General features: G+C 60.1%; 12 protein-coding genes. 11 read left to right on the top strand and 1 reads right to left on the bottom strand.

Annotated elements, in window-relative coordinates:
* Positions 1 to 98: 98 nt before the first annotated feature.
* A complete protein-coding gene (locus GPK89_RS07165) occupies positions 99 to 803 on the bottom strand; it encodes a YoaK family protein (protein ID WP_252261542.1) in 705 nt (234 codons plus the stop codon).
* Positions 804 to 1,138: 335 nt separating this feature from the next.
* Between GPK89_RS07165 and GPK89_RS07160 the strand changes: the two genes are divergently transcribed.
* From GPK89_RS07160 to GPK89_RS07110, 11 genes are all read left to right on the top strand, one after another.
* Entirely contained in the window at positions 1,139 to 1,612 is a 474-nt protein-coding gene (locus GPK89_RS07160; RefSeq protein ID WP_215692204.1) for a DUF2798 domain-containing protein, read from the top strand.
* A 228-nt stretch (positions 1,613 to 1,840) separates the two neighbouring features.
* Positions 1,841 to 2,173, top strand: a complete 333-nt coding sequence (locus GPK89_RS07155; RefSeq protein ID WP_215692203.1) for a hypothetical protein — start codon at positions 1,841 to 1,843, stop codon at positions 2,171 to 2,173.
* The gene (locus GPK89_RS07150) at positions 2,170 to 3,228 is read left to right on the top strand and encodes a V0D/AC39 family V-type ATPase subunit (RefSeq protein WP_215692202.1); all 1,059 of its coding nucleotides are present in this window, start codon (positions 2,170 to 2,172) and stop codon (positions 3,226 to 3,228) included. Before GPK89_RS07155 ends, GPK89_RS07150 begins: the two co-directional genes overlap by 4 nt.
* A gap of 143 nt (positions 3,229 to 3,371) precedes the next feature.
* Positions 3,372 to 5,288, top strand: coding sequence for a V-type ATP synthase subunit I (locus GPK89_RS07145; protein WP_215692201.1), 1,917 nt, complete (start codon positions 3,372 to 3,374; stop codon positions 5,286 to 5,288).
* A gap of 152 nt (positions 5,289 to 5,440) precedes the next feature.
* The gene (locus GPK89_RS07140; RefSeq protein ID WP_215692200.1) at positions 5,441 to 5,818 is read left to right on the top strand and encodes an ATP synthase subunit C; all 378 of its coding nucleotides are present in this window, start codon (positions 5,441 to 5,443) and stop codon (positions 5,816 to 5,818) included.
* A gap of 4 nt (positions 5,819 to 5,822) precedes the next feature.
* The gene (locus tag GPK89_RS07135) at positions 5,823 to 6,128 is read left to right on the top strand and encodes a V-type ATP synthase subunit F (RefSeq protein ID WP_215692199.1); all 306 of its coding nucleotides are present in this window, start codon (positions 5,823 to 5,825) and stop codon (positions 6,126 to 6,128) included.
* An 11-nt stretch (positions 6,129 to 6,139) separates the two neighbouring features.
* Positions 6,140 to 6,730 carry a V-type ATP synthase subunit E family protein gene (locus tag GPK89_RS07130; protein ID WP_215692198.1) on the top strand — a complete coding sequence of 197 codons (591 nt, stop codon included), beginning with the start codon at positions 6,140 to 6,142 and terminating at the stop codon, positions 6,728 to 6,730.
* 11 nt (positions 6,731 to 6,741) lie between these two features.
* Complete coding sequence (locus GPK89_RS07125; protein ID WP_215692197.1) at positions 6,742 to 8,496, top strand: V-type ATP synthase subunit A; 1,755 nt, start codon at positions 6,742 to 6,744, stop codon at positions 8,494 to 8,496.
* Between the two features lie 15 nt (positions 8,497 to 8,511).
* Complete coding sequence (locus GPK89_RS07120) at positions 8,512 to 9,900, top strand: V-type ATP synthase subunit B (protein ID WP_215692196.1); 1,389 nt, start codon at positions 8,512 to 8,514, stop codon at positions 9,898 to 9,900.
* A 172-nt stretch (positions 9,901 to 10,072) separates the two neighbouring features.
* The gene (locus GPK89_RS07115) at positions 10,073 to 10,696 is read left to right on the top strand and encodes a V-type ATP synthase subunit D (RefSeq protein ID WP_215692195.1); all 624 of its coding nucleotides are present in this window, start codon (positions 10,073 to 10,075) and stop codon (positions 10,694 to 10,696) included.
* Between the two features lie 154 nt (positions 10,697 to 10,850).
* A complete protein-coding gene (locus tag GPK89_RS07110) occupies positions 10,851 to 11,009 on the top strand; it encodes a hypothetical protein (RefSeq protein ID WP_215692194.1) in 159 nt (52 codons plus the stop codon).
* Positions 11,010 to 11,058 lie beyond the last annotated feature (49 nt).

The raw sequence follows: 11,058 nt of genomic DNA, 5'->3' as shown, positions 1-11,058 counted from the left end.
TTGGTACTCCTTTTGGCATAGCAAAACACCCCACTTGTTAGATAGTATATCATACTGTCTAACAAATGGGGTGCTGTTCAAAATCGGATGGGGCTTGCTTATTTTTCCAACTCTTCTTCGATCTCCGGCAGATCCTCTTTGATAAACATAAAGCACAAGCTCACCAGCAGCAGTGCGCAGGAAAGCCAGATCGTTTTCTCGCCGAAAATGCCGACGCACTGTGTGCCGATGCCTGCACCCAGTGCAAACACGAAAATCACGCCGAAATAGTGCAGACCCTTCCACAACAGCTTTTTGTCGCGGGTATGCCCAAAACCAACCAGCGAATCCATACCGCTGCGCAGGTTGCCGATGCACATGGTACTGGCAAACGGGTAGCCGTGTACCTTGCGGAACGCCTGTACCTGCATGGCGCAGGAAAAGGATACCAATGCGTTGGCACCGATATCCCACGCGGCGGGGAAGAAGCCCACCACGAACAGCAGCGCAATCTCGGTCAGCAGCACAAGCTGCCGCCAGTGCATACGCTTGGCCTCGCGCCAGCGCAGGCGGATACACTCAGCCGCCGCCACGCCCAGCGCAAAGGCCAGCACCGGGATGAAATAGTGGGCGAACCGTGCAAAATCGCCCTCGAACAGGCTTTGGCTCATCAGGACGATGTTGCCGGTCTGGGCGTTGGCAAACACCTTGCCGCGCCCGATGTAGGTGTAGGCGTCCTGTAACCCGCCCGATGCGGACAGAAACATGACCGTGCGGAATGCCTCGGACATCTGCCCGCGGTGATGCAATAGTGAATGTGACATGATTTTTCGACCCCTCTATGTGATTGCGCGTGCAGGGGCGGGCATTGGCCGCCCCTCCAACCATTGCCCATTATAGCGCGCCGCGCCATCCATGTAAAGTTTGCGGCGACAGTTGCGGCGTTTTGTACCAAAGTGACGCGGCAAAACGGAGAAATATTTTATACAAAGTGCAGAAATTTGTGCAGGGGTATTACATAAGCGGAAAATTTGCGGTATACTGGCTCCACTTTCCAACGCAGTGAGACAACAGCCGCAGGGTGTCGCAACGAGTTGAGCGACACCCTACGGCTGTTTTTGTTTTGGAGAAAATAACGTACATATGAGGAGTAATTACAATGCCGCAAACAAAGAAACAGGAAATCGTCTACACCGTCATGATGGTCTGTGTTATGGTCTACGGAATGGTCTGCTATAATATCGCACTGGATGTGGGTGGGATGCAGAATTTCATCTTCGCCGCTGCCCTCAGCGAGCTGCCCATTATGGGCGTCATCGGCTTCCTGCTGGATACGTTCCTGGTCGGCCCCGCGGCCATGCGCATCGCCATGGGTTGGTTCACCCCCGGCAAGGATAAGCAGGTGTTTCTGGTAGCGGCCATCTCCTGCCTGTCGGCCTGGATGATGTGCCCGTTGATGAGCTTTTTCGCCACGCTGTTCTTCAAGGACAGCCACAACGCAAACTTTTTTGCCATGTGGGTGCAGACCACGGCGATGAACTATCCCACCGCGTTCCTGTGGCAGCTGTGCGGCGCAGGCCCGCTGGTGCGGTTTGTGTTCGGCAAAGGACTGGCCGCCATGAAAAAGCAGTGAGATCGATTTCGCAAAACATCGACAGGAAAAACACAAACCCATTTTTGTACAAATAAAACTGCACAAAAACCACTTGCCATATTTGGTCATAGTGCTATAATTACGGCTGAACCTGAAAAAGTTGGTTTACCTATTTACATATAGGAACTACTTCCGGGTGCAGAGAATGCAAGGGAAGGGAAACGCTGATTGGTTCAGGTAAAGCTCCCAAAGAGTGAGGTGCATTGCATGAAAGATGTCAACGACCTGATGCAGGCCATTTTGGAGATGGACGCCGCCCAGCGCAAGGCCAGCGAGAAGGCCAAGACCGAGCGTACCGCCCGGTTGGCGGCCCTGGACGAGCAGAAACAGAAAATCATCGCGGAGTGTGACGCCCGCGAAAAAACCGAGTGTGCAGCCGCAGCCAAGGCCGCGGCCGACGGTAACGCCGCCGCGCTGGCGGCACTGGAGCAGCAGCGCCGGCAGGCTGCCGAGACCATGACCGCCGCCGCAAAGGCGAAACAAGCACAATGGTGTGCCGAGCTTGTACAGCGCACCCTGGGCGGGGAGGCCGCACAATGATGAAGGCGAGTGCGGCTTCCGGCAACGCCGTACTGGCCAAGGCCCGCGCCCTGTATGGCCGCAGGCTGCGTGCCGACGATTACCGCCGCCTGATGGGCTGCCGCACGATGACTGAGCTTGCCGCGGCCTTGAAGGAATACCCGCTGTACGCCGACGCCCTGGCCGAGGTCAACCCCCAGTACGCCCGCCGCGCCCAGCTGGAAAACCTGCTGCGCCAGGGCCTGTACGCCCGGTACGACAGCCTTTGCCGCTATGACCGCAGCGCGGGCAGCAAGGTGTACGAGTACTTCACCCTTTGCTGCGAGGTCGATGAGCTGACCGCCGCCATGCGCTGCCTGGATGCAGGCCGCCCTGGCGATTACCTCTTCCGCCTGCCGGAGTTCATGCAGCAGCGCTGCTGCATCGACCTCTACGCGCTGGCTAAAGCCACGAGCCTGGACGGCATCCTGGCCGCTGTGGCCGACACGCCGTGGGAAAAAGTCCTGGAACCGATGAAAGCCGCCAAGCCGGACCGGGGCCTGACTGCCCAGGCCGAGCCGCTTTTGCAGGACCGCCGCCACAAAGCCCTTGTGGCGCTGGCCCCGGCCAAGAAAGGTACGAGCGCCGCGCCGAACCTGCGCGATTTGGTGGAGCTGGAATGCGATACGTCCGCTGTCTCTAACGCAGCGCGGCTCATCCGTATTGGCGCACCGGATTCGGTGGTGCGTTCCAACGCCCGCCGCGACTGCACGGCTATGACGAACGACGAGTGGGGGTACCTGCTCGCCGCACGCGACCTGGCCGACTTCAAGGCGCGGTTCGCCAAGACAAAGTATGGCCCGCTGCTGGGCCACCACGAGTACAGCGTGCTGAAGGAAGGCTTCTTCCACTACCGCTGCGACTGGTGCAAAAAGTGGCTGCGGTTTTCCACCGACCCAACGCTGGTTATGCTGTGTTACGTCTGGCTGGCCCAGTGCGAGGTGCAGGACTTGGATCACATCATCGAGGGCGTGCATTACAAGCTGCCGCCCGAGGAAGTCCAGTCGCTGCTGGTGGGATTTGATGAGAACGATTGAGTTTTACACTGTCGGTGACGGCAACACGCCGCGGCGGTCAGGGGACTGACCGCCCTACACCCGAGGTACGATACCGTAGGGCGGCCAGTCCTCTGGCCGCCGCACCACACGGGTGTAAGACAGTTTGAAGGAGTGTGAACTGATTGGTTGAAAAGATGAAACTGGTGCGGGTACAGGGCACGATGCCGCAGCTGAACGAGTTTATCGGCTCGTGCTGCATGGACGGCCGCTTTGACTTGGAACCTGCCACCAGATATATGTCGGAATCGCTGGGGTACGGCGCTCTGAATGAAGAAAACCCCCACACAGCGATCCGCGACCAGATCGAGACCATGGCCCAGGAGGCCAACATAGAGCTGCACAAGGGGCAGCAGCACAGCGACCCGGTGGACGCCGAGGGCCGCAGCTATTTAAGCGATCTGCTCGAACAAATCGACGAGCTCTGCGCTGAGCGTAAGATCCTGCTGGACCAGAAAAAGCTCTGCGAGGACGGCATCGAGCAGTACAGCCACTTTACCGGCCTGAAGGTCAACGTCGATGACCTGCTGGACTGCGCCCACGTCAAGGTGCGTTTCGGCTTCCTGCCCGCCGAGGGCTACAACAAGCTGATGAACAACTACGGCGATGATCCGTATATCCTGTTCACCCCCTGCAACCAGACGAAGGCCGGTTACTGGGGCGTCTACATGACCCCGCGGGAGAAAGCGCTGGAAACCGACGGTATCTTCTCGATGCTGTACTTTGAGCCGGTGCATGTGCCCGGCGCGGCCGGTTCGCCCGCCGAGATCATCGAGCACTTTAAAGAAAACCTTGATGTCGTCAACAAGAGCGTGGACGATGTCAACGGCCGCATTGCCACCCTGTGGCAGAAGAACGCCGAGAAGGTTCAGCTGTTGTACGACACGGCCTGCTACTACGCCGCTGTGTACGACCTGCGCCGGATGGCGGCGGTCAAGGGCCAACACTTCTTCTGCGTCGGCTGGGTCCCGGCGTCGGAGGTGGACGAGGTCGCGGGTAAGGCCCGCGCCGTCAAGGGGCTGCGCGTCACGGTCGATGGGCCGGAATCCGCCGGCAAGATGACGCCCCCCACCAAGCTGAAAAACCCCTGGTGGAGCCGCCCTTTTGAGTTTTTCGTCGAAATGTACGGTCTGCCCGCCTACGGCGAGACAGATGTCACCGGCTTTGTAGCGATCACATTCACCGTGCTGTTCGGCATGATGTTTGGCGATGTCGGGCAGGGCATTGTGCTGGCGCTGTTCAGCACCTTTATGTGGAAGGTCAAGCACAATGACCTGTTCCATCTGATGATCCCCTGCGGCATTTCGAGCACGATCTTTGGCCTGGTCTACGGTTCTCTCTTTGGCTACGAGGAGGCCCTCGACCCGCTCTACCATGCCATTGGCATGGCAGGCAAGCCCGTTTCGGTCATGGATTCCATCACCGGCATCCTGATGGTGGCTGTCTACATCGGCATTGTGCTGGTGCTGGCGGCCATGGCGCTGAATATGTACACCCACGCCCGTCACAAGGAGTGGGGCGAGTTCATCTTCTCGCCCAACGGCCTGGTTGGTGTCGTCACCTACCTGTGCGGTGTTGACCTGGCAAGCGCTTACATGGGCGCGGTCACGTTTATGCCGCAGGTCGTGGCAATCATCGGTCTGGTGGTCGGTTTGGTGCTGCTGCTGTTTGCAGAGTTGCTGGCCCCGATGGTCGAAGGCAAGCCCTGGCAGCCCGCAGGCGGCATGGGCAACTACTTGATGCAGAGCGTGTTCGAACTGCTGGAAACAGTGCTGAGCTACCTGTCCAACACCATTTCCTTCCTGCGTGTGGGCGCGTTCGTCATTGTCCACGCCAGCATGATGATGGTCGTCTTTACGCTGGCCGGTACGCCGAACAATATCGTCGTGGTCATCCTGGGCAACCTGGTGGTTATCTGTCTGGAAGCGCTGCTGTCCGCCATCCAGGGCATCCGTTTGGAGTTCTACGAGATGTTCAGCCGCTGCTACAAGGGCGGCGGCCGCAAGTTCGTGGCGTTTGACCTAAAGAAAGAGAAAGCGTAAGAGGACGCGAGGTAGGGGCCGGACATGTCCGGCCCGCAACCAACCCACAACCGGTCGATAGAATCGAAGCCGCGGGCCGGGTATGCCCGGCCCCTACAAAAGCGCCTGACAAAAAGGCGCGGATACAATAAAAATTTACGGAGGGTTCCATTATGAAAACCAAGTTCAGCAAACTGTTCGTTACCATCCTGATCGTGGCCGCTGTGACCTGCTGCGGCGCACTGGGCGTCTTTGCCGCCGATGATGCCGCCACCGACACCACCGCTGCCACGACTGCGTCCGAGACTGTCAACACCGACAACGACCACAACAGCTCTTTGAGCATCGGCCTGGTGGCTGCTGCTTTGGCAACCGGCCTGGCCGGTATCGGCGGCGGCATGGCCGTTGCCTCCGCTGCACCTGCTGCTATCGCTGCCAACAGCGAGAACGAAAAGACCTTCGGCAAGAGCCTGATCTTCGTCGCTTTGGGTGAGTCCATCGCCCTGTACGGCCTGGTTATCTCCATCATGATCCTGTCTAAGCTGGTGTAATGCTATGCGGTTCTTTCTCATCAGCGACAACTCAGACGCCATGAACGGCCTGCGTCTGGCGGGCATTGAGGGCACCGTAGCCCGCAGCGAGGCCGACCTGCGGCACGCGCTGGCGGATGCCGCCAACCAGCCGGACATTGCCGTGCTGCTCGTCACCGAGAAGATCGCCGAGACTTACACAGCCACGCTGGACAGTGCCCGCGCTGCCGGTGGGCCGCTGCTCATCACCGTGCCTTCCACCGGCGGCGGTGCTGCCGGTAAGGACCGCCTGACCCGCTATATCCGCGAGGCCATCGGCGTGAAGATTTGAGAGGTGTGACCATGAACGAATTAGATACCCGCGCCGAGCGCTTTCTGGAGTCCATCCGCGCGGAAGGCGAGGCCGCCTGCGCCGCTATCCGCGAGGAGACCGAGCGGGAAATTTCCGGCCAGCTGGATGCTACCCGCAAGGCCGAAAACGCCCGTGTGGAGCGCACCCTGCGCTTTGAGACCGAGCGTGCCCGCACCCGCGCTAACCGCGATTTGAGCGCTGCCCGCATGGCCGCCCGCGCCACGCTGGCTGACCAGCGCCAGAAGATTGCCGACGAGACCTTTGCCGAGGCACGCAGCCAGCTGGCCGCCTTTGCCGCCAGCGACAAATACGCCGCCTGGCTGCAAAACGAGGCTGCCGCGCTGGCGGAAGCCCTGGGCGAGAATGCGAATATCGCCGCCCGCCCGGCGGATCTGCCGCTGCTGCAAAACGTCAAGCTGCCCGTCGGCACGACGTTTACCGCCGATGAAAGCATTGAACTCGGCGGTCTGAAAGGCGCAAACGCCGCCAAAGGCTTGGTTGCCGACGACACGCTGGCAGCACGCCTGAACGCCCAGCACGAATGGTTCTTGCAGAACGCCGGGCTGGAAATCAACATTTGAGGGGCAAAGCCATGGAAAATAAAATTTACAGCATCAACGGCCCCGTTGTCACCATCAAGGGCAAAACCGACCTGGAAATGATGGAAATGGTCTATGTGGGCAACGCCCGCCTTGTGGGCGAGGTCATCCGCATGAACGACAAGGAAACCACGATCCAGGTCTATGAGGAGACCGGCGGCCTGAAAGCAGGCGAGCCTGTCGAGAGCACGGGCGGCCCGCTGTCCGTCACCCTCGGCCCTGGCATCCTGCGCAACATCTATGACGGTATCCAGCGCCCGCTGCCCGCCATTGAGCAGCACATGGGCAGCTTTATCGAGCGCGGTGCCCATGAGCCGTCCTTGGACGAGAGCGCCAAGTGGGACGTGACCGTGACCGTCAAGGCAGGGGACACCCTGACCCCCGGCCAAATCTACGCTACCTGCCCGGAGACGCCCGCCATCCAGCACCGCTGTATGGTGCCGCCGACGATTTCCGGCACCGTGACCTGGGTCGCCGCTAACGGCAGCTACACCGTCCATTCACCCATTGTAAAGCTGACCGACGCCAAGGGCAAGGAACACACGCTGACCTTGTGTCAGAAGTGGCCCATCCGCACCCCGCGTCCGTCGGCCGAGCGCATGACCTCGCCCCGGCCGCTGATCACCGGCCAGCGCGTCATTGATACGATGTTCCCGCTGGCCAAGGGCGGTGCGGCGGCCATCCCCGGCGGCTTCGGCACCGGCAAAACGATGACCCAGCACCAGATCGCAAAGTGGTGCGATGCCGATATCATCATCTATGTCGGCTGCGGCGAACGCGGCAACGAGATGACCCAGGCCTTGCAGGAGTTCAGCGAACTGGTCGACCCCCGCACTGGCAAGAGCCTGATGGATCGTACCGTGCTGATTGCCAACACGTCCAACATGCCTGTTGCTGCGCGTGAGGCGTCCATCTACACCGGCATTACGCTGGCCGAGTATTACCGCGACATGGGCTACCACGCCGCCATGATGGCTGACTCCACCTCCCGCTGGGCCGAGGCTCTGCGTGAGATCAGCGGCCGTCTGGAGGAAATGCCCGCCGATGAGGGCTATCCTGCGTACCTGCCCAGCCGCCTGGCCGAGTTCTACGAGCGCGCCGGTTATGTCAAGACGCTGAACGGCGCAGAAGGCTCCGTCTCGGTCATCGGTGCAGTCAGCCCGCAGGGCAACGACTTCTCCGAGCCTGTCACCCAGAACACCAAGCGCTTCACCCGCTGCTTCTGGGCGCTGGATAAGTCCCTGGCCTATGCCCGCCACTACCCGGCCATCAACTGGAACGACTCCTACAGCGAGTATTTGGGTGACCTCGGCGGCTGGTACTATGATAATGTCGGCCACGACTTCATGTCCTGCCGTGAGCGCATCGCCAACCTGCTTTTGCAGGAGAACAACCTCATGCAGATCGTCAAGCTAATCGGCTCGGACGTGCTGCCCGACGACCAGAAATTGACCATCGAGATCGCCCGCGTTATCCGCGTAGGCTTCTTGCAGCAGAACGCTTTCCACGCCGTGGATACCTATGTCCCGCTGGAAAAGCAGCTGAAGATGATGGAAACCATTTTGTATCTGTACGACAAGTGCGCCGCGCTCGTCGCCAAGCAGGTGCCGGTCAGCCGTCTGCTGGCTACCGGCCTGTTTGACGAGCTGGTGCAGATGAAATATACCGTGCCCAACGACGACTTTACCAAGCTGGACGAGCTGCAAAAAGCCATCGATACCAAGCTGGCCGCCGTGGCCCAGGGCTGATGAGGAGGGAATAACATGATTCTGGAACATATCGGACTTTCCCAAATCAACGGCAGTCTGGTCGTGCTGGACGACGTCAAGGGCGTGCAGTATGATGAAATGGTCGAGCTGCACCTCGACGACGGCTCCACCCGCGTGGGTCGTGTTGTCCGTGTGGACGGCGACCGCTGCGTTATCCAGGTGTTCGAGGGGACCCGCGGTCTGAGCCTGGTCAACAACCGCACGGTTATGACCGGCCACCCGATGATGATGGATTTGAGCCCCGAACTGCTGGGCCGCGTGCTGGACGGCCTGGGCCGCCCCATTGACGGCTTGGGCGATATCTACCCGGTGGCCCGCCGCGACGTCAACGGCGCGCCCATCAACCCGGTCAGCCGCGTTTACCCCCGCAACTACATCCACACCGGTATCTCGTCCATCGACTGCCTTGCCACGCTGATTCGCGGCCAGAAGCTGCCGATCTTCTCCGGCTCCGGCATGAAGCATAACGAGCTGGCTGTCCAGATCGTCAAGCAGGCCAGCGTGGCCGACGGTTCGGACTTTGCCATCGTCTTTGCCGCCATGGGCGTCAAGAACGACGTTGCCTCGTACTTCCGTGAGAGCTTCGAGAGCTGCGGTGCGATGGAGCGCGTTGTCATGCTGCTGAACCTGGCAAACGACCCCATCATCGAGCGTATCATCACCCCGCGCGCTGCGCTGACTGTGGCCGAGTATCTGGCCTTTGATCTGGGCAAGAACGTCCTGGTCATCCTGACCGATATGACAAGCTACTGCGAGGCCCTGCGCGAGTTCTCGTCCTCCAAGGGCGAGATTCCCGGCCGAAAAGGCTTCCCCGGCTACCTGTATTCTGACCTGGCGAGCCTGTACGAGCGCGCCGGTATCATCAAGGGCAGCAAGGGTTCTGTGACGCAGATTCCGATCCTGACGATGCCTGGCGACGATATCACGCACCCCATCCCCGACCTGACCGGCTACATCACCGAGGGCCAGATCGTGCTGGACCGCGGCATGGATGCCATCGGCCTGTATCCGCCGGTTTCTGTGCTGCCCAGCCTGTCCCGTCTGATGAAGGACGGCATCGGTGCGGGCTACACGCGTGAGGATCACGTCACGCTGTCCAACCAGCTGTTTGCCTGTTACGCCAAGGTGCAGGACGCCAAGGCGCTGGCAAGCGTCATCGGCGAGGAAGAACTGTCCCAGAGCGACAAGCAGCTGATGGCCTTTGGCCGTGCGTTCGAGCAGGAGTTCATCGGTCAGGGCAACACCGACCGCACGATGGAGCAGACGCTTGACCTCGGCTGGGAGCTGCTGGCGACCCTGCCGCGCAATGCGCTGGATCGCTGCGACGCCGAGACGCTGGATAAGTATTACGAGCCGGCGAAGGCGAGAATCAGTAAAAAGTAACCCCAAAGCCTTCTCTCCATGGGGGAGAAGGTGCCCTGCAGGGGCGGATGAGGGGAGAGCGTGCGGGGAATGCCCGTAGACGGGTGATAATGGCACACTCGGCCCTCATCAGTCACCTTCGGTGACAGCTTCCCCCGCAGGGGAAGCCAAAGCAGTATAAAAGGAGTACCCAATGGCACAGCAGGTTTTTCCCACAAAATCAAACCTGATGGCGACGAAGCGCAGCCTGGCGCTGGCGACCCAGGGCTATGACCTGATGGACCGCAAGCGCAATATCCTGGTGCGCGAGATGATGCAGCTGATCGACCGTGCGGCAGGTATACAGGACCGCATCTCGGCGGCCTATGCCGAGGCCTACGAGGCCCTGAAAAAGGCCAATATCATGTTGGGCTCTGTCGGCGGCTATGCGGCCGGTGTGCCGGTGGAGCGCGGCGTGCAGCTCAGCACCCGCAGCGTTATGGGCGTCGAGCTGCCCACCCTCAAGCTGAACACCACCTCGCCGCTGGGGCTGTACTACGATCTGGAATCGACAAACGGCACCATCGATGTGGCCTACCTCAAATTCAATGAGGTCAAGACCCTGACCGTCGAGTTGGCCGAGGTCGAGACAAGCGTTATCCGCCTGGCCGAGGCCATCCAAAAGACCCAGAAGCGCGCCAACGCCCTGGGCAACGTGCAGATACCCCAGATGCAAAAGACCATCAAGTCCATCGACGAGGTCCTGAGCGAACGCGAACGCGAGGAGTTCAGCCGCCTGAAGGTCATCAAGGCACAGAAAGAAAAAGAAGAGGCGTGACCCACCAAGCCTTCTCCCTTGGGGGCGAAGGTGGCCCCGCAGGGCCGGATGAGGGGAGAACTGGCCGTAGCAGTCCCCTAAACGGGCGACAGCGGCAAAGCTGCCCCTCATCAGTCCGCCTCACGGCCAGCTTCCCCCGAGGGGGAAGCTTTTTTTGTTCCTTGGCAAACCCATGAAAAAACCGGAAGAATTGCTGGAATGGGGCGGCACGAAAAAAGACAGCACGCTGCCGGCATTTTCCCGCCATATGATGCAGGTCAGCAAAATCAACCTGACGATTTCGATGGCGCTGAACCGGTACAGCAGGGCCTAAGGACAGGCCTTGTACACTTTTCACAAACTTTGCGCCACTTTTTTGGATT

It is taken from the genome of Gemmiger formicilis, assembly GCF_018784445.1.
Taxonomy (GTDB): Bacteria; Bacillota; Clostridia; order Oscillospirales; family Ruminococcaceae; genus Gemmiger.
This window is presented reverse-complemented; position numbering and strand designations above follow the sequence as displayed.

Bases quoted from the DNA above. Each gene is read 5' to 3' on its own strand.
- GPK89_RS07155 (WP_215692203.1), top strand. From the start codon at position 1,841: ATGAAAGATGTCAACGACCTGATGCAGGCCATTTTGGAGATGGACGCC.
- GPK89_RS07125 (WP_215692197.1), top strand. From the start codon at position 6,742: ATGGAAAATAAAATTTACAGCATCAACGGCCCCGTTGTCACCATCAAG.
- GPK89_RS07115 (WP_215692195.1), top strand. From the start codon at position 10,073: ATGGCACAGCAGGTTTTTCCCACAAAATCAAACCTGATGGCGACGAAG.
- GPK89_RS07130 (WP_215692198.1), top strand. From the start codon at position 6,140: ATGAACGAATTAGATACCCGCGCCGAGCGCTTTCTGGAGTCCATCCGC.
- GPK89_RS07140 (WP_215692200.1), top strand. From the start codon at position 5,441: ATGAAAACCAAGTTCAGCAAACTGTTCGTTACCATCCTGATCGTGGCC.
- GPK89_RS07120 (WP_215692196.1), top strand. From the start codon at position 8,512: ATGATTCTGGAACATATCGGACTTTCCCAAATCAACGGCAGTCTGGTC.
- GPK89_RS07165 (WP_252261542.1), bottom strand. From the start codon at position 803: ATGTCACATTCACTATTGCATCACCGCGGGCAGATGTCCGAGGCATTC.
- GPK89_RS07160 (WP_215692204.1), top strand. From the start codon at position 1,139: ATGCCGCAAACAAAGAAACAGGAAATCGTCTACACCGTCATGATGGTC.
- GPK89_RS07150 (WP_215692202.1), top strand. From the start codon at position 2,170: ATGATGAAGGCGAGTGCGGCTTCCGGCAACGCCGTACTGGCCAAGGCC.
- GPK89_RS07135 (WP_215692199.1), top strand. From the start codon at position 5,823: ATGCGGTTCTTTCTCATCAGCGACAACTCAGACGCCATGAACGGCCTG.